This is a genomic window from Mesobaculum littorinae (assembly GCF_004011175.1).
In the GTDB taxonomy this organism is placed as follows: Bacteria; Pseudomonadota; Alphaproteobacteria; order Rhodobacterales; family Rhodobacteraceae; genus Tranquillimonas; species Tranquillimonas littorinae.
The window spans coordinates 878,451-902,524 of the sequence record NZ_RQXX01000001.1 but is presented as its reverse complement, the minus strand read 5'-3'; the positions used below and the strand labels follow the sequence as shown (position 1 = coordinate 902,524).

Genomic DNA, 24,074 nt, shown 5'->3' with positions numbered 1-24,074 from the left:
GGCAATGCCCGGCGGGCCCGGGGTCCGCGGGGCCACCCGACCGCATAGGGCCGAAGCCGCTCAGGCCCGGATGGAACCGGGCGGACGCGGTCTTGGCCCCCGGGGAGTTAGAGCCCGAACAGAAGTGGCCCCGGGTCCCGGAGCTTGCGCACGGCACCGCGGGGTTGGAGCCGGGCCTTGCGGCCCGGCAGATGCTCAGAACTTCATGCCGATCTGCACACCGATGCCGAGGGCCGAGTTGTCCTCGTATGTCGTGCCGGTGCTGTCGAAGGCGTCGCCGAGGCGGATGTATTCGATGCCGGCGGTGATCTCGGTCGCCTCGGACACCTGGTAGCTGCCGCCGATGCCGAAGCTGGTGCGCCCGTCGATGGGCGACAGCCGCGTCATCTCGGTATCTTCCGAGGTCTCGTAGCCCACGCGGGCAAAGACCGACAGGTCGTCGGTCAGCTGGCGGCCCAGACCCAGCGAGTAGGCAAAGACGTCGTGGTCGAAGCCGGTGACGGGCTGGCCAGCGGCGCCGAGATAGACCGGCGGGGCGACCTGCCACTCGGACCACTCGGACCAGCGGACCGACCCGAAAAGCAGTGTCTTGGGCGCGACGCCGGTCTGGAAGTCCAGCGTCAGCGACTGCGGCAGCTCGACCTCGGTCGTGGTGTCGGTGGCCACGCCGCCCACCGTCTCGACACTGTCGAATTCGTGGGTGATGGCGGATTCGTAGGTCAAACCCACGCGCAGGGCGATGTCGGGCCGCGAATAGGCCGCGCCCAGTACATAGCCCACGTCGGTGTCGGGATCACCGCCGGCGTTATAGGCCACGGGCACCCCGGTCGCCGCGCCGATCAGCGCGGGCGGGATGTCGATTTCGGCCTGCGACTTTACGATGCGCGGGCCACCATAGACCGAGATATTGTCGTTGAACTCGTATTTAAGGATCCCGGTAAGCGAGGTCGAGTCCCACTCGGCCGCGAGGCCGGTATAGATCCCCTCGCTATAGCTGGCGTCGGCGCCATAGGGCTGACCCAGCGCGACCATGCCCGACAGCCGATCGCTGAACTGGTATTTCAGGGCGACCCCGGCGTTCAGGTAGCTTTCCAGCGCGTCGCCCGTGTCGCCACCGCCCAGCGGCGCGGCATAGGTGCCGTCGACCGACGGATCGACGTAGGAAAAGCTGAACTGGACGTGGTTGCCCTCTTCGAAAAGGACGTCGATGGGCGTGCGGGCGCGTTCGATGCCGGCCGCCCCGGCGGCACCGGCACTGACGATCGCAAGGCCGGCAAGGCCCGTGAACAGGTATTGCATGATTTCCTCCCCGGGCCCGGGAAGAGCGGGCCCCTGCCGATATGCTGGCGGCGGGGGCCGAGTTGCGTCAATTAGTTACGTTGCGTCGCGTGTCACGGGGTCGTCGCATCGCGGCTCTCGCGCACCGGTTGCATGCGCGACTCGGCCCTAAGGTTTAGGTAGTTCGAACCGAAGATGATAACGGCCCCGATCAGGACCATGATATCGAGCGGTTCGTCGTAGAGGATCATGCCGACGATCGCGATTACGGGAAGCCGGGCAAAATCCATCGGCATGACGATGGTCGCAGGCGCAATCCCGAGCGCGGTCGTCAGGCAGAAATGCGCGGCAAGCCCGGCGCAGCCAATGATGATCAGCAGGGGCAGCGTCGTGGGCGAGGGCAGGGCGATGTTGCCGTCGATCCCGGCACAGACAACGCCGAAGACGGTCTGCATCGCGGTCAGCCAGAACAGGATGCACAGCGTCGTGTCGCGACGGGTCAGCAGCTTGGTCATCACCGCGGTCCCGGCAAAGCCCATGGCGGCGGTGACGGCGGCGAGGATACCGGGGTCGATCTGCTGCGGATCGGGGCGCGCGACGATGAGGATGCCGACGAACCCCGCGAGCGCAACCGCGATACGGCGGCGCGTCAGGCGTTCGGACAAAAACAGCGGAGCCAGGAGGACCACCCAGATGGGCGAGGTGAATTCCAGCGCGAAGACCTGCGCCAACGGAATCGCCGTCAGCGCAAAGAACCAAAGGTTCTGCCCCGTGAAATGGAAGACATTGCGCAGCGCATGCATCGGAAGATACCGGCTGCGCACCTCGCCCGTGCGCCCGGTCAACACCAGCACGGTGCAGATGATCGCCAGCCCGATCACCGAGCGGTAGGTCATCGTCTCGAATGTATCGAGCTCGAACGACACCTCGCGCCCGGCGACGGCCATCGACGAGAACGACACCACCGCCCCCGCCATCCAGAGCGCCGCGCGGCCGCGGCTTTCAGTCCGGTCCGCAGGCAGGGCAGAGGCTGCGGGGGGCGCGTGGTCAGACATCCTGCACCTCGTAATGGCGCGGGATGCCGGCCGTCTGCCGCCCCCAGTCCGATGCGGCCGTCCTGTTCTGGTGCGCCGTCAGGGCGTCGCGGTCGACGAAGCTTTCGCTGACGTGAAAGACCAGAGGATCCTCGGGGTCCACGGTGAAGTCGAACTGCAGGACGCCCGGTTCGGCGCGGGTCAGTTCGATGTGCCGGGGCAGCAGTTCGCAGACCCGCTCGGCCTCGGCCATGGTGCTGCAGGTCAGCTTGCCCGTGAGCGTGGTGGTCGGCATCGGCGTTCTCCTCTTCCCCGCACTCCCGGGCGTAGGCGCAACCCGGACCCGCGGCAAGGGGCTAGTCCAGAAGCGGCAGCGTCGCATCCACGGACAGCCCCAGTGCCTCCAGCACGTCGAAGAGCAGGGCGCGCGCGGCGTTCACCGGCAGCTTGATCCCCTCCATCGCGATGTCGCGCCATTCCACGGGCGCGCCCGCGGGGTCGGCGGGCACCAGTACCAGCGGCCGCACCCCGGCCCAGCGAAAGGACGCCCAGCTGCGCGGCAGGTGATAGCGATGGGTGACGATTGCGACGGGCCGCCCGTCCCGCGGCAGCAGCGGCGCGGAGAGAAGTGCGTTCTGCAGGGTCGAGTGCGACCCCGTCTCGGCTCGTGCGCGATCGGTGCTCAGCCCCATGGCACGCGCATGGTCCAGCATCAGCGTGCCCTTGGCCGCGGGATCCATGCCTCCGCGTCCGCCCGAAAAGATGATGGCCGGCGCCGCGGCACCTTCGGCGACTGCCGCCACCAGCGCGACCCCGGTTTCGGTCCGCGCCTTGGTCTGGCCCAGGATGCGCCCGTCCGGCGGCACCCCGGCCGACAGAACGACAACGGCGCCCAGGTCCTCGGGGATCGCCGGCGGGGTCCAGAGCGTCGCGAAATACGCCGCCGTCGCGGCGGGTAGGGCCCAGATCACGAAGATCAGGATTGCCAGGCGCCGCAGCGCCCGGGTCACTCCCACTCGATGGTGCCCGGGGGCTTCGAGGTCACGTCGTAGGTGACGCGGTTGATGCCGTTCACCTCATTGATGATCCGGGTCGCAGTCTCGCCTAGGAACTCGTGCGTGAAAGGATAGTAGTCGGCGGTCATCCCGTCGACGCTTGTCACCGCGCGCAGCGCGCAGGCGAAATCATAGGAGCGGCCGTCGCCCATGACGCCCACGGTGCGCACGGGCAGGATCGCCACGAAGGCCTGCCAGATGTCGTCGTAAAGCCCGTGCCGCCGGATCTGGTCGATGAAGACCGCGTCCGCCTGGCGCAGGATCTCGAGCTTCTCGCGCGTGATCTCGCCGGGGCAGCGGATGGCAAGGCCCGGCCCCGGAAAGGGATGGCGGCCGATGAAGCTCTGCGGCAGGCCCAGCTCGCGTCCCAGCGCCCGCACCTCGTCCTTGAAAAGCTCGCGCAGCGGCTCGACCAGCTTCAGCCCCATCTTCTCGGGCAGGCCGCCCACGTTGTGGTGGCTCTTGATCGTGACCGACGGCCCGCCCGAGAAGCTGACGGATTCGATCACGTCGGGGTAAAGCGTCCCCTGCGCCAGGAACTTCGCGCCGTCGATCTCATCGGCATGCTTCTGGAACACGTCGATGAAAAGCCGGCCGATGGTCTTGCGCTTCTCCTCGGGGTCGCTGACGCCGTCGAGCTCGCCCAGGAACAGCTCGCTCTCGTCGGCATGGACGAGGGGGATGTTGTAGTGATCGCGGAACATCGTGACCACTTCCTCGGCCTCGCCCAGCCGTAGAAGGCCGTGGTCGACGAAGACGCAGGTCAGCTGGTCGCCGATCGCCTCGTGGATCAGCACGGCGGCGACAGAGCTGTCGACACCGCCCGACAGGCCGCAGATCACCTTGGCATCGCCCACCTGCTCGCGGATCTTTGCGATGGCCTCCTCGCGGTAGGCGCCCATCGTCCAGTCGCCCTTGAACCCGGCAAGCCGGGTGAAGTTCTCCAGCAGCTTGCGGCCGTTCGGCGTGTGATGCACTTCGGGATGGAACTGCACGGCAAAGAAGTTGCGGTCGTAATCGGCGATCATGGCATAGGGCGCGTTGGGCGACTTGCCGAGGATCTCGAAGCCGGGCGCCAGGTCGGTGACCCGGTCGCCATGGCTCATCCACACCTCTTCGCGCCCCGTGCCGAAGAGCCCGGCAAAGATCGAATCCTCGCGATGCGCCCCTGCGGGTTCGACGAAGGCGCGGCCGAACTCGCGGTGATGCCCGCCCTCGACCCGTCCCCCCAGCTGTTCGATCATCACCTGCTGACCATAGCAGATGCCCAGCACCGGTACGCCCAGTTCGAACACCTTCTGCGGGGCCCGCGGGCTCTCCGCATCGCGCACGCTGGCGGGGCCGCCCGACAGGATCACTGCCTTGGGCCGAAGGTCATCGAGCAGCGCGTCGTCGACGGACTGATAGGGGCGGATCTCGCAAAAGACCGAGGCTTCGCGAAGCCGACGCGCGATAAGCTGCGTGACTTGCGACCCGAAGTCGATGACAAGGCAGAGGTCGTGGGAATCTGAGGCTATCATGCCGCTTCTGTTACTGAGCGCCGTCCCCCGGCGCAAGCCTGCGCGGCCGCGCCCGGACCAGGGCCCGGAAAGCTGCCGGGTCTGCCTCTCCGAACCGTCCATTCTTCTCTTTGCAAATACTCTCCGGGGGTGCGGGGGTGGAAAACCCCCGCGGTCGCGACGGCGGGCCGGGCACAATGTCGCAGTCCGTCGCGTCGATGTCGTTTCTGCGACCCAAGCGGCGCAAACCGCACATGACCCCCTGACGCCATGCAGGTAGAAGGCGGGACAGATCGCAAGGGACGGATCACGAGGGAAGGTGGCGCGGCATGACTGATCAGGGGCGCAGACGGGCACGGGGCGGTGGCGGCGCCGCACGGCGGGCTGAACGCAGCGCGGTCAGGATTGAGGCGGCGCGGTACATCGAACGCGCGATCCCCGACCTCGAGATTCTGAACGCCGAGGCGCTCGAGATCATCGAGACCAACGCCGAAACCGTCCTTGCCGAGATCGGCGTCACCTTCGCCGAAAATCCCGCCGCGCTGGACCGCTGGCGCGCCGCCGGGGCCGAGGTCGAAGGCGAGCGGGTGCGACTGCCCCGCGGGCTGGCCCGCAAGCTGTGCGCAACCGCGCCCGCGCATTTCACCCAGATCGCCCGCAATCCCGAGCGTAATGTCGAGGTCGGGGGCCGCAATCTGGTGCTGGCCCCGGTCTATGGCCCACCCTTCGTTCACGACGTCGACGGCGGCCGCCGCTATGCCACGATCGAGGATTTCCGCAGCTTCGTGAAGCTGGGGTACATGTCGAAATGGCTGCACCATTCGGGCGGCACGGTGTGCGAGCCCACCGACATCCCCGTCAGCAAACGCCACCTCGACATGCTGCACGCGCACATGACGTTGTCGGACAAACCCTTCATGGGTTCCGTCACCGAACCCTCGCGCGCCCGCGATTCCGTCGAGATGTGCGAGATCCTCTTCGGCCCGCTCGAGGGTCGCACAGCGATGACCTCGCTCATCAACATCAACTCGCCGCTGACCTTCGACGCCACGATGATGGGCGCGCTCGAGGTCTACGCCGAGGCCAACCAGGCCGCCATCATATCGCCCTTCGTGGTGGGCGGCGCGATGGCACCGGCCAGCGTCGCGGGCACGCTCACCCAGGTGCTGGCCGAGGTGATGGCCGGCGTCGCCTATTCGCAACTCGTCCGCCCCGGCGCCCCGGTGATCGCGGGGACCTTTGTCACCTCGATCGACATGAACTCGGGTGCGCCGACCTTCGGGACGCCCGAAGCCAGCCAGATCACCTATGGCATGGGCCAGCTGGCCCGCCGGCTGGGGCTGCCCTACCGGTCGGCCGGGGCCTTCACCGGGGCCAAGCTTCCGGATGCGCAGGCCGCCTACGAAACGTCGAACAGCCTCAACATGGGGCTCCTGTCCGGCGTGAACTTCATGCTGCACGCGTGTGGCTGGCTCGAAGGCGGGCTGGTCGCCTCGTTCGAAAAGTTCGTGATGGATGCCGATCAGCTTGGCATCCTTCACCGCCTCGCCGCCGGCGTGGACATGTCGGAGGAGGCGCAGGCGATGGACGCAATCCGCGAGGTCGGGCCGGGCGGGCACTACCTAGGGTGCAGCCACACCCAGCGCAATTTCAAGGACGCGTTCTGGCGCAGCGAGGTGCTGGACTACAAACCCTACGAGACGTGGGTCGAAGACGGCGCGCGGGACACGCCCAAGATCGCTGCCGCCCGCGTGTCGAAGTTGCTGGGCGACTATGTCCAACCGCCGCTGGATCCGGGCATCAGCGAGGCGCTCGACGCCTACGTCGCCCGCCGGAAATCCGAGATCACCGACAGCTTTGCCTGAGGGCGCAACCGCGCGCCTCGCGTCCTCGGGACGGGCGCCGGCACCGCGGGCCGTGGGGTGATTGAACAGGTGTGGCGGACCGCCGGCACGCCCGATCGCGGTCGACATCCGCGATCGCGCGGCATCGGGCCGAGCCGGCCGTGAAACGCCACTGAGCGCCAGAATTCGTTAACGGCAGGTGCCGGGACCGATCGCCTCGGACGGTCCGCGACCGGCCCGATATGCGCGCCGGAAAGAACCCGGCGCGCAGCTTTCCCGGCTCAGGCGGTGCGGCGGGGCAGCAGGGCGGCTTCGGCCATCAGCGCGGTCAGAACCTCGATATGCCGCGATGCGTCGTAGCACGCGCCGCTCTTGCGGCTCTCTTCCAGCTCGACCTCGGCGGCGCACAGCCGGGCGACCACGCGTGCGCCAGCGCCTGTGACACCGGGCAGCAGGCGGCGCAGCACACGCCCGCGGTCGTAATCGGCAAGCGCGTGACGGGCGGCGCGGATCAGCAGGCGGGGCCGGCGCAGGCCGGTGAGGGACAGGGTGTCGCGGGTCATCATTATCGCTCTCCTTCGGATCTCGATCAGCAATCGGGACGAAGGATGACCCGTCCTGCGGGGGTGTTGCGGGAGCCATGCAACCTGCGCGCGATGCCCCCCGATATTGTTAACGATTTTAGAACAATTTGACCTGACTGACCGGACATTAAGCTTCCGCTAACCAAAGCCGCAAAGGCTGATCGTGGTGTGTGGGACATCATTCGGCCCGTCCGGGCAGGTATTGTTGGGGGATCGCAAATGGGTATGCAAAGACCCGCCGGTCCGGCGCCGTCATGGCTGCCGGAGAGGGCACAGTTGTATCTTGAGCATGTCGAGGGCGGCACATCGCTGCGCAAGCTGGCGCAGCGCCACGGCTGCCACCCGTCGACGATGCTGCGTCGCATCCGGAAGGTCGAGGCCTCCCGCGACGATCCTCTGATCGACCACGCGCTCGACCGCCTTTGCGCGGCGGGTGCCGATACCGGAGGCTCTATGCCCAAGCAAGATACCATCCGCGTTCCGCAGCCGCGCCCCGTCGACACCGGCGCGATCACCGACACCGTGCCGCCCGCGCCGCGGTCGCAGCACCCGGGAAAGGTCGATGCCCGGACCGCATCGTCTTCGCGTCAGGCCCCGGCGGCGTCGGCCCGGAACACCGCGCCCGGCCCCGAGGACGAGGGCTTCGAGCACGAGGCGTTGCGGATCATGCGGCGGCTGGCCGAGCCCGACTCGAGCCTGGCCCTGGCGCCCGGCATGGAAAGCGCGATCGTGGTGCGCGATGCGCCCGAGGGTCCGGTGCGCACGGCGGTCGTCTCGCGCGGTCTGGCCGAGGCGCTGGCGTTGCGCGACTGGATCGCCGTCCGCTCGACCGGGCGCGTGTCGCGTTATGTCCTGTCGGCCACGGGCCGGATCGCGCTGAAGCGGATGCTGGCCGAGGAGGGCGGGGCCGACGCGCCCTTTGCCGACCAGCACCGAGAGTTCGCTGCCCGAGAGGAGGACGCCGTGCCCCGCGTCGGGCGGGGGAACATGGCCGAAAGCCCGCTGGCTTTGCTGGCGCGGCGGCGTGACCGCGACGGGCGGCGGTTCCTGTCGCCCGACCTGGTCGCCGCCGGTGAACGTCTGCGCGAGGATTTCGAACTGGCGCAGATGGGCCCGCGGGTGACGCAGAACTGGGACCGGTTCCTGACCGCCGGCACCCAGGGCGGCAACTGGGGCGACCCCGCGGGCCGCGGACCCGAGGGCGCGCGGGCCCGGGTGACCGAGGCGCTTGCAGATCTGGGGCCGGGCCTCGGCGACGTGGTCCTGCGCACCTGCTGCTACCTGGAAGGCATGGAGGCGGTCGAGAGGCGTCTGGGCTGGGCGGCCCGGTCGGGCAAGATCGTCTTGCGGATCGCGCTGCAGCGCCTTCTGCGGCACTACGATGAGAAACACGGAGGCCGCACACCGCTGGTGGGGTGAGCGGCGCCCGGCAAACGGTCCGGCGGACCGTTTTCAGCCGCGAACTGGAGGCATCTCGGCTTGAATGTAAATGGAGCTACGGGAGGTTTGCATGACTGCGCTCGCGGGGCTCGAGAGCCTGCCTGCAGACCTGATGTCCGTGGCGCCGCGGGCCATGGTTAGACCGGCGTCACTCCCCGGTGGGGTGGTCCCGGAAACGAAGAACGGCGCCCGGTTTCCCGGGCGCCGCCGCCGTGCGCTGAGCGCGGTCCGGCGTTATTCGGCCGCGTGGCTGGTGCTGGCCGACGGGTTGTCCTCGGCATGGGCCGCGATGGCGGTGCGGACACCCTCGGCATAGGCCGGATCGATCTTCTCGAAATGACCCAACTGCCGTTCGACGATCTCGGACGGGACGCCCGCCATCGCACCCGCGATGTTGCGGAACAACCGGTCGCGCTGGCCCGCGTCGAACATCGTAAACAGCGCGCGGGGCTGCGAGTAGTGATCGGCATTGGCGCGGTATTCGTGGCGGCCGACCTGGCCCGCATAGCGGTGCGGCGGCTCTTCGACCGACGGATCCTCCACCGGGCCGCCGAAGGAGTTCGGCTCGTAATACGCGTCGGGGTTGGTCTTCAGCCCGAAGGGCATGGTGCCGTCGCGGTGATAATGGGCCACCGGGCAGCGCGGCTTGTTGACCTCGAGACTCTCGTAATGCGTGCCGATCCGGTAGCGGTGCGCGTCGGGATACGAGAACAGCCGCCCCTGCAGCATCTTGTCGGGCGAGAAGCCGATGCCCGGCACGACGTTGCTGGGGTTGAAGGCCGATTGCTCGATTTCCGCGAAGTAGTTGTCAGGGTTGCGGTTCAGCTCAAGCTCGCCGACCTTGATCAGCGGATAGTCCCCGTGCGGCCAGACCTTGGTGAGATCGAAAGCCGACCAGCCGGTCTTCTTCTCGAACTCCTCGGCCTCCATCTCGGGCATGACCTGGATGTACATGTCCCACTTGGGGAACTGGCCATCTTCGATCGAGCCGAACAGCTGCTCCTGGTAGGTCTCGCGCGAATTGCCCACGACCTCGACCGCCTCTTCGTTAGTGAGGTGCTTGTGGCCCTGCCGGGTCTTGAAGTGGAACTTCACCCAGTAGCGTTCGCCCGCGTCGTTCCACAGGCTGAAGGTGTGGCTGCCATAGCCGTTCATGTGCATCGGGCTGACGGGCAGGCCGCGGTCGGACATCAGGATCGTGACCTGGTGCAGCGATTCGGGGCAGAGCGACCAGAAATCCCACATCGCGGTGGCCGAGCGCATGTTGGTGCGGGGATGCCGCTTCTGCGTGTGGATGAAGTCGGGGAACTTGTAGGGATCGGCGACGAAGAACACGGGCGTGTTGTTGCCCACGAGGTCCCAGTTGCCCTCCTCGGTGTAGAACTTCAGCGAAAAGCCACGCACGTCGCGTTCGGCATCCGCCGCGCCCTGTTCACCGGCCACGGTCGAGAACCGCGCCAGCATCTCGGTCTTGGTTCCGGGCTGCAGCGCCTTGGCGCGCGTGTACTTGCTGACATCCTCGGTCACGGTCAGGGTTCCATAGGCGCCCCAGCCCTTGGCGTGAACCACACGCTCGGGGATACGCTCGCGGTTCTGGTGGGCGAGCTTTTCGATCAGCTGGTAGTCTTCCAGCAGGACGGGGCCGTTGGCGCCCACCGTCTTCGAGTTCTGGTTGCTGGCGAGCGGCGCGCCGGCGGATGTTGTCAGACGGGGTCTGTCGGCCATGGCTATCCTCCTTGGAATCACATTCGGGCTCTTGGGCGGGAGAATAGCTCGAGAGTTGGAATAAATAAAAATTGGATTTACTGAGATTTGCGATAGGTTTTCCTTATGGCAATTACTCTCAAGCAGCTGCATTACTTCGTCGCGCTGGCCGAAACCGGCGGGTTCGGGACGGCGGCGCAGGCGGTTCACGTCAGCCAACCCGCACTCTCGGCGCAGATCCGCGATCTTGAAACGCATCTTGGCGCGCCGCTTGTCGACCGTCTGCCGCGGACAATCCGGCTGACGCGGCGGGGGCAGGAGGTTCTGGCGCGCGCCCGCCGCATCCTGGCCGAGGTCGGCGACCTGGAGCAGGCGGTGCGCTGGCATGACGGGCTATCGGGACGGTTGCATCTGGGCGTCATCCCGACGGTCGCGCCCTACCTGCTGCCCGATGTCCTGACCCGGATCCGGGCGCGCGACCTGACGTTGGACATCCGGGTGCGCGAAGCACAGACCGACGCGCTGGTCGAGGCGCTGGGGCGGGGCCAGATCGATGCGGCGATCCTGGCCCTGCCTGTGCCCGCCCCGGGGTTCGAGGCGATCCCCTTCCTGTCGGACCGGTTCCTGTTGGCGGGATCCGAACAGCGGTTGCAGACCTGGGCGCATCAGGCCGCCCGGTTAAGCCCCCATGACCTGGTGCCCGAGCAGCTTCTGCTGCTGGACGAGGGGCATTGCCTTGCCGATCAGGCGCTCGAGGTCTGCGGGATCCCTGCGCGGCGGCAGGTGGATCTTGGCGCCTCGTCGCTGTCGACGCTTTGCGGGCTGGTCAGCGAGGGCTTCGGCCTGACGCTGCTGCCGGAACTGGCCGTCCGGACCGAGGCCGCGGCGGCCCGGGGCCTGCGCCTGATGCGCTTCGCGGCGCCCGAGCCGCAGCGCGACCTGGCGCTTGTCCATCGTGGCGGCGGCGATGGCGCCTGGGCCGCCGATCTTGCGGGCCTGCTGCGCGACGCTGGCAGCACGCTTGTGGCCCGGGCGCGCGATCTGGTGCCCGTTGCGCCGTAGATGCCCGGGCTTCCGCCGGGGATAGGGACCAATCGCGCGCGGCGCAGGCGGAGGGGCCGGAGAGCCCCCCGGACGTGATCGCGATCGGGAGCGACGGCCATATCCTGCACCGCCGGCTGCGGTCGCGGCAGGCCGTGGCAACCGGCAGAGACCTGCGCGGCGCTGACCCCGGCAACGGCATGCCTGCCATGCACCCGGCGTCTGGCGGGGTTGGACTTGTGGCTGGAAAATGCCTAGGTGAAACCGACGGCACGACGGAGTCCCGATATGCGACCGCGCGATCTTTCCATCCCCGACCAGCGGCACCCTGAAAAGGCGCACCGCCCCGACAACGCCCAGCCGAAGAAGCCCGACTGGATCCGCGTCCGCGCGCCGTCGGGCGCCGGTTACCAGCAGACGCGCGAGATCATGCGCGAACACAAGCTGTCGACCGTCTGCGAAGAGGCCGGTTGCCCCAATGTCGGCGAATGCTGGAGCCAGGGTCACGCGACCATGATGATCATGGGCGAGATCTGTACCCGCGGCTGCACCTTCTGCAACGTCGCGACGGGGCGGCCCGATGCGCTGGACGTCTTTGAACCGGGGCGCGTGGCGGATGCGGTCAAGAAGCTGGGGCTGAACCACGTCGTCATCACCAGCGTCGACCGCGACGATGTCGAGGATGGCGGCGCTGAGCATTTCGCCCAGACGATCCGCGCGATCCGCAGGCAGGCGCCGGGCACGACGATCGAGATCCTGACACCCGACTTCCTGAAATCCGCGCCCGGCGCGCTGGAGGTCGTGGTCGCGGCGAAACCGGACGTCTTCAACCACAACCTCGAAACCGTGCCGGCGCTCTACCCCTCGGTCCGGCCGGGCGCGCGCTATTTCCATTCGCTGCGCCTGTTGCAGCGGATAAAGGAGCTGGATCCGACGATCTTTACCAAGTCGGGCATCATGGTGGGCCTGGGCGAAGGTGCGCAGGAGGTGCGGCAGGTGATGGATGACATGCGCGCCGCCGACATCGACTTTCTGACCATCGGCCAGTACCTGCAGCCGACCTCGAAGCACCACCGCGTCGACCGCTTCGTCACGCCCGAAGAGTTCAAGGGCTACGAGAAGGCTGCGTTCGGCAAGGGTTTCCTGATGGTGTCGGCGACGCCGCTGACACGCTCGTCCTATCATGCCGGCGATGACTTCGCCCGCCTGCGCGCCGCCAGGCTGGAGCGTCTGGGCGCCTGACCGGGTGCCGGACGGGCCCGGGGCCGGACGCCCGGTAGGGTGGCGAGGTCGCGGGGGCGGTGCGTTGTGGGGCCTTGGGGACCCACTCAAAGGATCAGTCGGGGGCGACCGGCGGCACGGCCTTGAGATAGGCGGCAAGCGCGTCGCGGTCTTCCTGCGGCAGGGCCGAGAGGTTCTCGATCACCTCGGCCATCTGACCGCCCGCGGTGTCGTATTCAGGCGTGAAGCCCGACGTCAGGTATTCGGCGATGTCGGCTTCGGACCAGTCCAATCCGCCGGGCGTGATGTTGGGAATCCGTCCCGGGCCGTCGGGGTTCTCTGCGCCGCCCAGCCATTCGGCGGTGACCAGACCGCCGGCTGCGTTGCGCGGCGTGTGGCATTCGCCGCAATGGGCCAGCGCCTCGGCCAGGTAGCGGCCGCGCGCGGCCTGGGGGGAAAGGTCGCCCGCCACCACCCAGTCCGTCGGGATGAAGGCGCGCTTCCAAAGGCCCAGCCCGCGTCGCAGCGAAAAGGGAAAGCCCACGTCGTGCGGCGGCACCTCGGTCTGCGCGGCGGGAAGGGTGCGCAGGTAGGCCACGAGATCGACGATATCTTCCAGATCCGCATGGCCATAGACGGCATAGGGGAAGGCCGGGTAGTAATGCTGCCCCTCGGGCGAGACCCCGCGCGTCACGGCGTTGACGATCTGGATGTCGGTCCAGTCGCCGATGCCTGCCTCGGGATCGGACGAGATATTGGGGGCGTAGAAGGTGCCGAACTCGGTCGCAAAGGCCTGGCCCCCGGCCAGCACCGGCCCGCTCTGCACGATCGGCGAGTCCTCGGCAGCCGCGGTTCCGGCGGTCGCGTCGTCGGCGGATCCCTCCGCCCCGGGCGCGGTGTGGCACGAGGCGCAGCCGCCCGCGGCAAAGACCAGCGCGCCGGCCTCGGCATCGCCCTGCAGGCCCGCGATGGCATCGGCGGCCAGCGGGCGCGGGCGGGTCAGCCACCAGAACGCGGCCGCGCCGAGGCAGATCAGAAGAAGAAGGGCGATCGGCCAACGGCGCATCAAGGCGTCCTTTCATCCAGATGGCGGGGCCGCGCGCGCCGCCCCCTTGACCGCGTCGTGGGGCGACCATGCCGCCCCGCAGGCGCGCCCCGTTCAGCGCGAGACGCGGTAATCCTCGTGGCATCCGCCGCAGGACTTGCCGATGCCGCCCATCCCGGCGCGCACCGCCTCGACCCCGTCGCCGGCGGTCTCTTCCAGCGCGGTGGCGGCTTCGGCCAGCGCGTCGATATGGGACTGGAAGTCGTCCATGTTCTCCCAGATCGCGGGCAGGGCGCGCGTCCCCTCGATGTCGTCGGACGACGTGCCTTCGGGCCAGTAGCCCGACTGGTCGAGCATGGCGAGCGCCGCGATGTTGCCGGCGGCGCCGGTCGCGGCGTCCGCATCGTAGTCGATCTCGCCCTTGGCCATTCCGCCCAGCAGCGCGAGGTTGAAGCCGTAAAGATCCATGTGGTGCTGCCGCGCCGCGACGGCGGGCGGCAGGTCGTCCTGGGCCATGGCGGGCCCGGCGGTGCCGATCAGGGCCGACGTCGTGACGGCGGCTGTGACGGCGGCGGCGAAGAGCGGGGCGCAGAGGCGCGCGGCGCGATGGGTCATGGAAACTCTCCCGGGACTGGCGTTTGGCTGTGTCTCGGAAGAAAGGCTAACGTGGAAAGAGCCCCGACAGAACCTCACGATTTCGTCAGGGTTGTGAAATATTTCCGACGCTATCGCAGGATGCGGCCGCCACGGGGGCCTTCGGTCGTCATCCAGTCGGGCCAGCCGACGTAGCGTTCGACGACGAACAGCAGGATGCACACGGCGATCACCGCCAGCACCAGTTTGACCCGGCCCCATGACGGGGGCCGGCGTGCCCAGTTCGAGGCGCGCATAAACCACATGAAGTTCATCGGGCGCCCCCCTCGATCAGGTGAACCGCACCTTGCCGATGAAGGGCAGGTTGCGGTTGCGTTGCGCGTAGTCGATTCCGTAGCCCACGACGAATTCGTCGGGGATCTCGAAGCCGGTCCAGGTCGCCTTGACCTCGATCTCGCGGCGCGAGGGCTTGTCGAGAAGGGCGATGGATTCCAGCCGCTTGGGCGCGCGCGCGTTGAGAAACCCCACGACGTGGGCCAGGGTATAGCCGGTGTCGACGATGTCCTCGACGACCAGCACGTCACGCCCGGCGATTTCGCCGCGCAGGTCCTTCAGGATCCGCACCTCGCGCGAGCTTTCCATCGAATCGCCGTAGGAGGAGGCTTCGAGGAAATCGACCTCGACGTCGAGGTCGAGCTCGCGCACCAGGTCGGCGATGAACACGAAGGACCCGCGCAGGAGCCCGACGACCACCAGCTTTTCGGTACCCGCGAAGGTGCGTTCGATCGCCTTCGACAATTCCTCGATCTTGGCGGCGATGGCCTTGGCCGAGATCATCTCGTCAATGACGTAGGCGGGCTGTGAACTTGTCTCGGCCATGGGCTCCTCTTGATTTCCGGGCCGGGCTGTCCGACACCCGGCACCGACCAAGCATCGGATACGACATGACCACACACGCCGAAAGCCGCAAACTGCCCTATAGCGCAGATCAGATGTACACGCTCGTCGCCGATGTCGAGAGTTACCCCGAGTTTCTGCCGTGGTGCGCCGCGGCCCGGATCAAGAGCACCAGAACCGAGGGCGCGGCCGAGATCATGGAGGCCGATCTGGTTGTGTCGTTCAAGGTGTTCCGCGAACGCTTCACCAGCCGCGTCACGATGTGGCCCGGCGAAAAGCGGATCGATACCGAGTACCTGGATGGGCCGTTCAAGCACATGATCTCGAAATGGGGGTTCACCGACCTGCCCGAAGGCGGTTGCGAGGTGAAGTTCTTCGTGGATTTCGAGTTCAAGAACAGGCTGTTGCAGGGCGCGGCGGGGATGTTCTTCAACGACGCGATGCAGCGTATCGTGCGGGCCTTCGAACGCCGCGCCGCCGCGCTCTACGACTGAGGCCCGGGGTGGCGGGCGCCCCTGAGCCATCCCGTGCCGCCCGGCTGCGCGCTGGCTGACCGGTCGCCGAGCGTGGTCGTAAGGGCCACGGCCTGCCTGCGGCGCCGGTCAACGGTCCGGAGCGACCTTCTGGGCCGCGTCCAGCAGCAGCGACAGGGCGTGCGCGACGCTTGCCTGCCGCACCTCGGCGCGGCCGATGGCGCCGAATTCCTGCGTGCCGCTGTGCGTGCCAGCCGGTCCGGCAATGGCAAAGCACACGCGCCCCTCGGGCTTGTGCTCTGAGCCACCGGGCCCGGCGATGCCGGTGATCGACACCGCGACATCGGCGCCGGAGCGGGCCCGGGCGCCCTCCGCCATCTCTTCTGCGACGGCCTCACTTACCGCGCCATGGGTGGCGAGGCTGGTCTCGGACACGCCAAGATGGCTGCGTTTCATCGCGTTCGAATAGGTCACGATCCCGCCCTCGACCACGTCGGACGATCCCGGCACGGCGGTGAGGGCGGCGCAGACCATCCCGCCGGTGCAGCTTTCCGCGGTCACCAGCCGCAGGCCCGCGGCCCGCATCGCTTTCAGGACGTCCTCGGGATGGGGAGCGGGTATGCCGGGTCCGGCGGAGCCGCTCACATCAGGACCCCGTGCGAGATGGCGGCGGCGATACTGACCACCACTGCGGCCATGATCCCCGCGACCACGTCATCCAGCATCAGCCCGGCGGTATCGCCGCGCCGGTCCAACCGGCCAACCAGCCAGGGCTTCCAGATGTCGAAGAGCCGGAACATCACGAAGCCGCCGACCCAGCCCGGCCAGGGAAAGACATGCGCCTCGGCCCCCGCGAACCACAGCCCGGCAGACAGCGGCCAGAGCGCGATCCACATGCCCACGACCTCGTCGATCACGACGTGCGACGGGTCGTGATCGCCCGACCGCGCGGCCTCGGCCCGTGCCGCGGGATAGCCGGCGGCCAGCGCGACCAGCGTGGCAACGGTCAGCAGCGGAAAGCCGCCCGCCCAGTGCAAGAGCCACGCGACCGGGATCGCCGCGGCCGAGCCCCAGGTGCCCGGCGCGGGCCGCAGCAGGCCCACGTAGAGAAAGGTTGCGACGAGGCGGCTCATCCCTGCACCAGCGTGACGGTGGCCATGGCGGCGATCCCTTCCTCGCGGCCGGTAAAGCCCAGCCGTTCGGTGGTCGTGGCCTTGACGCTCACCCGGTCCGAGGCGGTCCCGAGGATGCCGGCCAGCGCGGCGGCCATGGCATCGGCATGCGGGCCGATCTTGGGCCGTTCGCACATCAGCGTGACGTCGGCATTGCCGATCCGGTAGCCCCGCTCGGCCGCCAGAGCGGCGGCATGGGCCAGGAAGATCCGGCTTTCGGCGCCCTTCCACTGCGGATCCGAGGGCGGAAAATGCCGCCCGATATCGCCCGCGGCTAGCGCGCCATAGATCGCGTCGGTCAGCGCATGCATGCCGACATCGGCGTCCGAGTGGCCAGAAAGCCCGCGGTCGTGCGGCACCGCGACCCCGCAGAGCGTCACGTGATCGCCGTCACCGAAGGCGTGCACGTCGAAACCATTGCCTGTCCGAATATCCAGATCCGCCTCCATCATGCCCAGCGCGCGGGCGAAATCGCCCGGAGCGGTGATCTTCAGGTTCCTCTCTTCGCCTTCCACGATGACGACTTCAAGCCCCGCGGCCCGCGCGACCTCGACATCGTCCGCCGCGCCGCCGGGATGGACGCGGTGCGCCCGCAGGATGGCGTCGAGGTGAAACCCCTGCGGGGTCTGGGCCCGGAACAGCCCGGTTCGGTCGACCGTGCCGACGACGCGGGCGCCGATGCCGATGCCGGTGCCAACGCCGGTTCGGTTGCCGGTGCTGTCGTCGTCCCCGTCACCGCGCCACAGCGCATCGGTCACCGGAAGCGCCGGCGCCGCGCCGGGCGCGGCCTGCAGCGCCGCGATCACCCGGGCGATCAGCGCGTGCGACACGAGCGGTCGCGCGACATCGTGGATCAGGACGCGGGCGTCGGCCGCGGCCCCGGGCGCCAGTGCTTCGAGCCCCCGGCGCACGCTGTCGGCCCGCGTGTCGCCGCCCGGCACCGCCAGCACGCGCGGATTCTCTGTCCAGGGCTCGGCCAGCGGCAGGTCGTCGGGATGCAGCACCACGGCGATCCGGCCGATCCCCGGAGCGGCGAGAAATGCGTCGAGCGTCAGGTCGGCGATCCGGCGGCCGCGCAGCGTCTGCCATTGCTTGGCGAAAGGTCCGCCCGCCCGGCGACCGCGTCCGGCGGCGACAATGACGACCTCGGTCATCGCGGGGTGCTGCATTCCAAGGCTCCTTTTAGGCGCGGGATGGTCGCGCGTAGATCAAACCCGCCGTTCTTGCGGACGCAACTGCCCAAAGTTTGGGCAATTGTCGATTCCGATCCTGCGCACCGGGGGCGGGTATTTGCCAAGGTCCCGACGGCTCGATAACAGTTGCGGCAATTGCACAAGGATTAGGCAAGCGTGCTGCGCCTCGACGACATCGAGATCGACACACCGGTTCTTCTGGCCCCGATGGCCGGGATCACGGATGCCCCGTTTCGCGACCTCGTGGCAAGCTTCGGCGCCGGCCTCGTGGTCAGCGAGATGGTCGCGAGCCAGGAGATGGTGCAGGCCAAGCCCGGCGTGCGCGAACGTGCGGCGCTGGGGATCGGCGGGTCGGCGCCCACCGCGGTGCAGCTGGCCGGGCGCGACGCCTACTGGATGGCCGAGGCCGCCCGAAGGGTCGAGGCGTCAGGCGCCGCGGTGATCGACATCAACATGGGCTGCCCGGCTAAGAAGGTCACGGGCGGGTTGTCGGGCTCGGCGCTTCTGCGGACGCCGGACCATGCGCTTCGGCTGATCGAGTCCGTGGTGGGCGCGGTGTCGGTGCCGGTGACGCTGAAGACCCGTCTGGGCTGGGACGACGACTGCCTGAACGCCGCCCACGTGGCCCGGCGGGCCGAGGCGGCGGGCGTCCGCATGGTGACGATCCATGGTCGCACCCGGTGCCAGTTCTATAAGGGCAAGGCCGACTGGACGGCGATCGGCGACATCGTCCGCGCCGTCGACATCCCCGTCGTGGCGAATGGCGACATCGCCTCGCCCGCAACGGCCGAGGCGGCGCGAGCGGCCTCCGGCGCGGCGGGCGTGATGGTGGGACGCGGCGTGCAGGGGCGGCCCTGGCTTCTGGCGCAGATCGCGGCGGCGGCTGGGCAGGGGCCCGTGCCGCGGGTGCCCGCCGGCGCCGCGCTGGCCGAGATGGTGGCGGGTCATGTCGAGGCATCGCTGTCCTTCTACGGCACCGCCCTCGGCACCAAGATGATCCGCAAGCACCTGGGCTGGTACATGGATCACGCCGGCACCGCGCCCGGCCTGCGCCGCGAGGTGCTGACCCAGACCGATCCCGCGCGTCTTCTGGCCGCGCTGCCCGGAGCCATGGCGGGGACGCCGCCCGCCCCGGGATCCTCCGACACATCATCCGGGACGCTCGCCGCATGAACACGCTTCCCGACACGCTCTGGACCTCTCTGCCCGTGCCGGCCTTCATCCTCGATCCCGGCGACACCATCGCCGAGGTCAACGCCGCGGCCGAGACCTTTCTGAACGCCTCGGCCAGGTCGATGCGCGGCGCGCCCTTCTTCGACCGGGTCTCGATCGCGGCCGAGCTGGACGAGGCGTTTTCGCGCGTGCGCCGCGATCACTCGGCGCTCTTCATCAACAATGTCGACGTCTCGGGCGGGGACAGGCCGCCGGTGCAGACCAATATCCAGATCGCCCCGATGATCGGTATGCCGGGCTTCATGCTGCTGCTGATGGAGCCGCGCCAGATCGCAGACCGCCTGGGCCGGTCGCACATGGTCAAAAGCTCGGCGCGGTCTGCCATCGGCATGGCCGAGATGCTGGCGCACGAGATCAAGAACCCGCTGGCGGGCATCACGGGGGCCGCGCAGCTTCTGTCGATGGGGCTGTCGAGCGAGGATCTGGAGCTGACCGACCTGATCGTCACCGAAAGCCGCCGCATCGTCGCGCTGCTGGAACAGGTCGAGCAATTCGGGAACCTGCGTCCGCCCGACCGCCGCGCGATCAACGTGCACGACCTTCTGGACCGGGCGCGCCGGACCGCGATCCTGGGATTCGCGCCGCACATGAAGATCATCGAGGATTACGACCCCTCGCTGCCGCCTACCCATGTCGACGCCGACCAGATGCTTCAGGTGTTCCTGAACCTTCTGCGCAACGCGACCGAGGCGGCGGGCGATACGGGCGGCACGATCACCATCCGCACCTTCTACGACCTGTCGCTCAGGGTGCGGCGCAAGGACGGTACCGGCGGGGCGCTGCCGCTGCAGGTCGAGATCACCGACGACGGCCCCGGCCTGCCGCCCGAGATCGAGGGCGACATCTTCGAACCATTCGTGTCGGGCCGCGAGAACGGCACCGGCCTTGGCCTGTCGCTGGTGTCCAAGATCGTGTCGGACCACGACGGCTGGATCACTGTCGATTCGGTCCCCGGCCGCACCGTGTTCCGTATTTCGCTGCCGGTGGCGCCGAAGGAGACCCGGGAATGACCCCAACAGCTTCGCAGGAGTACCTTTGATGGACGGCACCGTTCTCGTCGCCGACGATGATCGCACGATCCGCACCGTTCTGACCCAGGCGCTGACGCGCGCGGGCTGCAAGGTGCACGCCACATCCAGCCTGGTCACGCTGATGCGCTGGGTCGAAGAGGGCAAGGGCGATCTTGTGATCTCGGACGTGGTCATGCCCGACGGCAACGGGCTGGATCAGCTGCCGAAGATCGGGGAGCAGCGGCCGGGGCTGCCGGTCATCGTGATCTCGGCCCAGAACACGATCATGACCGCGATCCAGGCGGCCGAGGCCGAGGCCTATGACTACCTGCCCAAGCCCTTCGACCTGCCCGACCTGATGAAGCGCGCCGCCCGCGCGCTGGAGATCAAGCGCCGCGCCCCCGCGCCGCGCCCGGCGAGCGAGGCGCGTCCGCGCCCCTCGGATGATCTGCCTTTGGTGGGGCGGACCCCGGCGATGCAGACCCTCTACCGGCTGGTGGCGCGGGTGATGAACACCGACCTGCCGGTCCTGATCACGGGGGAATCGGGCACCGGCAAGTCGCTGATCGCCCGGGCCATCCATGACTTTTCCGACCGCCGCACGCTGCCCTTCGTGATCGCCAGCGCCGCCGACCTGGCCACCATGGACGGGCCTTCGCAGGTGCTGTCGCGGGCGCGCAACGGGTCGATCCTGTTCGACGAGGTCGGCGACCTCGACGAAGAGGCGCAGGGGCGCATCGTGCGCATGCTCGACAGCTTTACCGACACCGCGCCGCGGGTCATGGCCACCAGCCAGGCCGACCTGTCGCAGCGGATGGAGGCGGGGCTGTTCCGGCAGGATCTGTTCTACCGTCTGGGCGGGGTCAGCATCCAGGTGCCGTCGCTGCGCGAAAGGGTCGATGACATCCCGCTGCTGGCCGACCACTTTCTGGCCCGGGCCGAACGCGACGGACTGCCGCTGCGCCGATTCTCGTCCGATGCCATGGACCTCGTGCGGACCTATTCCTGGCCCGGTAACGTGCGGCAGCTGGAAAACACCGTGCGCCGGATCATGGTGACGGGCACCGAGGACGAGATCACCCGCGCCGAGGCCGAGGCGGTGCTGGGCAACCAGCCCGCGATGGAGCCGCTGGTGGGCGGCGGCGAGGGAGAGAAGCTGTCCGCCTCGGTCGCCAAGCACCTCAAGCGCTATTTCGACCTGCACGGCGGCGTTCTGCCGCCCCCGGGCCTCTACCAGCGCATATTGCGCGAGGTCGAGATGCCGCTGATCGAGATCGCGCTGGATGCGACGGGCGGAAATCAGGCGAAATGCGCCGATTTGCTGGGGATCAACCGCAATACCCTGCGCAAGAAGATCACAGACCTCGATATCCGCGTGACACGGCGCCGCAAATTGATGTAAAACCGCAACAGAAGAGTGGCCCGCAGATCGCGTGATCGGACAGGGCCACCAAACTGAGCGGTACGGCGCGCAAGGCGCCACATCATTGGGGGTTAGGTCCTGTGACGGTTCCGGTCCGGGCTGCCACATGGGAGCGGCTGGCGCGCCTGCGCCGGCGACGCAGGCTTCAGAACTGGGCGACGGTCGGTCTGGCCGTGTTGGGCCCTGTTCTGGTGCTCGCGACGTTTCTCGTGCTGGGGCCTCTTGATCCCGGCGCGGGGTCGATGTCCTTGCGGCTGGTTCTGCTGGCCGACCTCATCTACGCGCTGCTTCTGGCGACGCTCGTCCTCGGCACCATCATGCGGATGGTGGCGGCGCGGCGGCGCCAGTCAGCCGGATCCCGCCTGCACCTGCGGCTGACCGGGGTCTTCGCGCTGATCGCGCTTTTGCCCACGGTGTCGGTCGCGGTGTTCGCCGCGCTCACCATCAATGTCGGGCTTGAAAGCTGGTTCTCGGACCGGGTGCGCAACGTCGTGGGCGCCAGCCTCGCTGCTGCGCAGGCCTACGAGGGCGAGCAGCGCGAGGATCTGGTCACCGATGCCGACGCGCTGGCGCAGTTCCTCTATGCCGCCTCGGGCTCGTCCTTCTTCGCCACCGACGGCGAGTTGCGTCAGCTTCTGGGGCAGGGGCAGCCGCAGGTGCAACGCGGGCTGGAAGAGGCCTATGTGATCGACGGATCGGGCGAGATCCGGGCGCGGGGCGACCGCTCGTACCTGTTCGATTTCGAGCCTCCCGACGACGAGGACATCGCGCGCGCCCGCTCGGGCGAAACCGTGGTCATCGAGGACTGGGACCGAAACGAATTCCGCGCGCTGACCCGGCTCGATGGGATCGGCGACCGGTTTCTCTATGTGACCCGCACGGTCGACGGCGAGATCCTGTCGCTGCTCGACGACACGCAGCAGACCGTGCGCCTTTACAACCAGCTGGAGGACGAGCGAGGCCGCATCCTTTTCGAGTTCGGTCTGCTCTACCTCGGCTTCGCGCTGATCCTGATCCTCGCCTCGATCTGGCTGGGACTGTGGTTCGCCGAGCGGCTGTCGCGCCCGGTGGGTCGGCTGGCAGGCGCGGCCCAGCGGGTCGGCGCCGGGGACCTGGACGTGCGCGTGCAGGAAGAGGACGGCGACGACGAGATCGCCATGCTGGGGCGCATCTTCAACGGGATGACTCGGCAGCTGAAGGGCCAGCGCGACGCGCTGCTGGCCACCAACGACCAGATCGAGCGGCGCCGCAGGCTGTTCGATTCGGTGCTGTCGTCTGTGACGGCGGGGGTCGTCGGGCTCGACCCCGAGGGGCGGGTGACCTTCGTCAACCGCTCGGCCGAACGGCTGCTTCACCTCGACGAGGCGCACGGGCAGGACACGCCCATCGCCGTCGCGGTGCCCGAGTTCGGCGCGCTTTTCGAACGCCTCCGCGACGGCGGCGGCGAGGTCGCGCAGGAAGAGACGCGGCTGACCCGCGATGGCAAGCTGGAAAGCCTGCTGGTTCGGATGGCCACCCGGCGCAGCGAGGACGGGCACCTGGAAGGCTACGTGGTGGCCTTCGACGACGTGTCGGATCTTGTCGCGGCGCAGCGCATGGCGGCGTGGGGCGATGTCGCGCGCCGCATCGCGCACGAGATCAAGAACCCGCTGACGCCGATCCAGCTTTCGGCCGAACGGATCAAGCGCAAGTTCCGCGCCGCCGCCGGCGACGACGCCGAGACGCTGGACCAGATGACCGGCGTCATCGTGCGCCAGACCAACGACCTGCGTCGCATCGTCGACGAGTTCTCGAAATTCGCGCGGATGCCCGAGCCCGACCGCCGCCGCAACGATCTGGTCAAGCTGGTGCGCGACGCGCTGACCCTGCAGGAGGCCGGGCAGGAGACGGTCCGGATCACGGCCGACCTGCCGCAGGACGCCGCGATGGCCGACCTGGACGCGACGATGATCGGGCAGGCGCTGACCAACCTCATCAAGAACGCGGGCGAGGCCACCGAAAGCCTGGTCGAGGCGGGCGCCCCCGAGGGCTGGACGCCCGAGATCCGCGTCACCATGGAGGTCGCGGAGGGCCGCGCCCTGATCGCGATCTCCGACAACGGCATCGGCCTGCCCGAGGACCGCGCGCGCCTGTTCGAACCCTACGTGACCACGCGCGACAAGGGCACCGGGCTGGGCCTGCCGATCGTGAAGAAGATTATCGAGGAACATGGCGGCACGCTGACGCTGACCGATGCCGATCCCTTCGGGGACGACGGTCGCCGCGGCGCGCGCGCCGAGGTCCGCCTGCCGATTCTGGCGGACGAAACTAGGCTTTGAGGTGAGAGGACAGTTC

The 24,074-nt window shown here is 68.4% G+C and carries 23 protein-coding genes; 9 read left to right on the top strand and 14 right to left on the bottom strand.

The genetic code is table 11. The features are described 5' to 3' along the window. Positions 1-195 precede the first annotated feature (195 nt). The 5 genes from EKE94_RS04135 to guaA form a co-directional block, all read right to left on the bottom strand. Positions 196-1,299: an OmpP1/FadL family transporter gene (locus EKE94_RS04135; protein ID WP_127905307.1), complete on the bottom strand. Its 1,104-nt coding sequence runs from the start codon at positions 1,297-1,299 to the stop codon at positions 196-198. Positions 1,300-1,391: 92 nt separating this feature from the next. Next, on the bottom strand, positions 1,392-2,333 hold the full coding sequence (locus EKE94_RS04130) for a DMT family transporter (RefSeq protein WP_407940863.1): 942 nt from the start codon (positions 2,331-2,333) through the stop codon (positions 1,392-1,394). Continuing rightward, complete coding sequence (locus EKE94_RS04125; RefSeq protein ID WP_127905306.1) at positions 2,326-2,607, bottom strand: putative quinol monooxygenase; 282 nt, start codon at positions 2,605-2,607, stop codon at positions 2,326-2,328. Before EKE94_RS04125 ends, EKE94_RS04130 begins: the two co-directional genes overlap by 8 nt. A 61-nt stretch (positions 2,608-2,668) precedes the next feature. Next, the gene (locus EKE94_RS04120; RefSeq protein WP_164870817.1) at positions 2,669-3,322 is read right to left on the bottom strand and encodes a YdcF family protein; all 654 of its coding nucleotides are present in this window, start codon (positions 3,320-3,322) and stop codon (positions 2,669-2,671) included. After that, the gene (guaA, locus tag EKE94_RS04115) at positions 3,319-4,887 is read right to left on the bottom strand and encodes a glutamine-hydrolyzing GMP synthase (protein WP_127905304.1); all 1,569 of its coding nucleotides are present in this window, start codon (positions 4,885-4,887) and stop codon (positions 3,319-3,321) included. The genes EKE94_RS04120 and guaA overlap by 4 nt, the downstream gene beginning before the upstream one ends. Positions 4,888-5,195: 308 nt before the next feature. Between guaA and EKE94_RS04110 the strand changes: the two genes are divergently transcribed. Further along, positions 5,196-6,731, top strand: a complete 1,536-nt coding sequence (locus tag EKE94_RS04110) for a trimethylamine methyltransferase family protein (protein WP_127905303.1) — start codon at positions 5,196-5,198, stop codon at positions 6,729-6,731. A gap of 260 nt (positions 6,732-6,991) precedes the next feature. On the opposite strand, the gene EKE94_RS04105 is transcribed toward EKE94_RS04110, so the two are convergent. Beyond that, positions 6,992-7,276: a DUF6477 family protein gene (locus EKE94_RS04105; RefSeq protein WP_235855886.1), complete on the bottom strand. Its 285-nt coding sequence runs from the start codon at positions 7,274-7,276 to the stop codon at positions 6,992-6,994. A 237-nt stretch (positions 7,277-7,513) separates the two neighbouring features. Here EKE94_RS04105 and EKE94_RS04100 point away from each other — a divergent pair, with 237 nt between their 5' ends. Further along, positions 7,514-8,713: a DUF6456 domain-containing protein gene (locus EKE94_RS04100; protein WP_127905302.1), complete on the top strand. Its 1,200-nt coding sequence runs from the start codon at positions 7,514-7,516 to the stop codon at positions 8,711-8,713. 255 nt (positions 8,714-8,968) lie between these two features. Here EKE94_RS04100 and EKE94_RS04095 read toward each other — a convergent pair whose 3' ends face one another. Continuing rightward, on the bottom strand, positions 8,969-10,459 hold the full coding sequence (locus EKE94_RS04095; RefSeq protein WP_127905301.1) for a catalase: 1,491 nt from the start codon (positions 10,457-10,459) through the stop codon (positions 8,969-8,971). A gap of 105 nt (positions 10,460-10,564) precedes the next feature. Here EKE94_RS04095 and EKE94_RS04090 point away from each other — a divergent pair, with 105 nt between their 5' ends. Beyond that, complete coding sequence (locus EKE94_RS04090) at positions 10,565-11,500, top strand: LysR substrate-binding domain-containing protein (protein ID WP_127905300.1); 936 nt, start codon at positions 10,565-10,567, stop codon at positions 11,498-11,500. A 267-nt stretch (positions 11,501-11,767) separates the two neighbouring features. Then, on the top strand, positions 11,768-12,721 hold the full coding sequence (lipA, locus tag EKE94_RS04085; protein WP_127905299.1) for a lipoyl synthase: 954 nt from the start codon (positions 11,768-11,770) through the stop codon (positions 12,719-12,721). Positions 12,722-12,815: 94 nt separating this feature from the next. Here the strand turns inward: lipA and EKE94_RS04080 are convergent, their stop codons facing one another. The 4 genes from EKE94_RS04080 to hpt form a co-directional block, all read right to left on the bottom strand. Then, positions 12,816-13,766 carry a cytochrome c gene (locus EKE94_RS04080; protein WP_127905298.1) on the bottom strand — a complete coding sequence of 317 codons (951 nt, stop codon included), beginning with the start codon at positions 13,764-13,766 and terminating at the stop codon, positions 12,816-12,818. Positions 13,767-13,859: 93 nt separating this feature from the next. Beyond that, a complete protein-coding gene (locus EKE94_RS04075; protein WP_127905297.1) occupies positions 13,860-14,360 on the bottom strand; it encodes a c-type cytochrome in 501 nt (166 codons plus the stop codon). 110 nt (positions 14,361-14,470) lie between these two features. Next, the gene (locus tag EKE94_RS04070) at positions 14,471-14,653 is read right to left on the bottom strand and encodes a hypothetical protein (RefSeq protein ID WP_127905296.1); all 183 of its coding nucleotides are present in this window, start codon (positions 14,651-14,653) and stop codon (positions 14,471-14,473) included. Positions 14,654-14,669: 16 nt separating this feature from the next. After that, on the bottom strand, positions 14,670-15,218 hold the full coding sequence (gene hpt, locus EKE94_RS04065) for a hypoxanthine phosphoribosyltransferase (RefSeq protein ID WP_127905295.1): 549 nt from the start codon (positions 15,216-15,218) through the stop codon (positions 14,670-14,672). 65 nt (positions 15,219-15,283) lie between these two features. Between hpt and EKE94_RS04060 the strand changes: the two genes are divergently transcribed. Next, on the top strand, positions 15,284-15,730 hold the full coding sequence (locus EKE94_RS04060) for a type II toxin-antitoxin system RatA family toxin (RefSeq protein WP_127905294.1): 447 nt from the start codon (positions 15,284-15,286) through the stop codon (positions 15,728-15,730). A gap of 108 nt (positions 15,731-15,838) precedes the next feature. Here EKE94_RS04060 and EKE94_RS04055 read toward each other — a convergent pair whose 3' ends face one another. From EKE94_RS04055 to EKE94_RS04045, 3 genes are read right to left on the bottom strand one after another with little or no spacing between them, the layout of a single operon-like run. Further along, the gene (locus EKE94_RS04055; RefSeq protein WP_268878270.1) at positions 15,839-16,354 is read right to left on the bottom strand and encodes a CinA family protein; all 516 of its coding nucleotides are present in this window, start codon (positions 16,352-16,354) and stop codon (positions 15,839-15,841) included. Beyond that, positions 16,351-16,842 (bottom strand): phosphatidylglycerophosphatase A family protein, encoded by a 492-nt coding sequence (locus tag EKE94_RS04050; RefSeq protein WP_127905292.1) that lies wholly within the window; start codon positions 16,840-16,842, stop codon positions 16,351-16,353. Before EKE94_RS04050 ends, EKE94_RS04055 begins: the two co-directional genes overlap by 4 nt. Further along, positions 16,839-18,050: a bifunctional 2-C-methyl-D-erythritol 4-phosphate cytidylyltransferase/2-C-methyl-D-erythritol 2,4-cyclodiphosphate synthase gene (locus EKE94_RS04045; RefSeq protein WP_235855885.1), complete on the bottom strand. Its 1,212-nt coding sequence runs from the start codon at positions 18,048-18,050 to the stop codon at positions 16,839-16,841. Before EKE94_RS04045 ends, EKE94_RS04050 begins: the two co-directional genes overlap by 4 nt. 180 nt (positions 18,051-18,230) lie before the next feature. Here EKE94_RS04045 and dusB point away from each other — a divergent pair, with 180 nt between their 5' ends. From dusB to EKE94_RS04025, 4 genes are all read left to right on the top strand, one after another. Next, the gene (dusB, locus tag EKE94_RS04040; protein ID WP_127905291.1) at positions 18,231-19,247 is read left to right on the top strand and encodes a tRNA dihydrouridine synthase DusB; all 1,017 of its coding nucleotides are present in this window, start codon (positions 18,231-18,233) and stop codon (positions 19,245-19,247) included. Beyond that, the gene (locus EKE94_RS04035; RefSeq protein WP_127905290.1) at positions 19,244-20,317 is read left to right on the top strand and encodes a two-component system sensor histidine kinase NtrB; all 1,074 of its coding nucleotides are present in this window, start codon (positions 19,244-19,246) and stop codon (positions 20,315-20,317) included. Before dusB ends, EKE94_RS04035 begins: the two co-directional genes overlap by 4 nt. Before the next feature lie 28 nt (positions 20,318-20,345). After that, positions 20,346-21,719 carry a response regulator gene (locus tag EKE94_RS04030; RefSeq protein ID WP_127905289.1) on the top strand — a complete coding sequence of 458 codons (1,374 nt, stop codon included), beginning with the start codon at positions 20,346-20,348 and terminating at the stop codon, positions 21,717-21,719. A gap of 101 nt (positions 21,720-21,820) precedes the next feature. Then, entirely contained in the window at positions 21,821-24,058 is a 2,238-nt protein-coding gene (locus tag EKE94_RS04025) for a sensor histidine kinase NtrY-like (protein WP_127905288.1), read from the top strand. Positions 24,059-24,074: the final 16 nt, after the last annotated feature.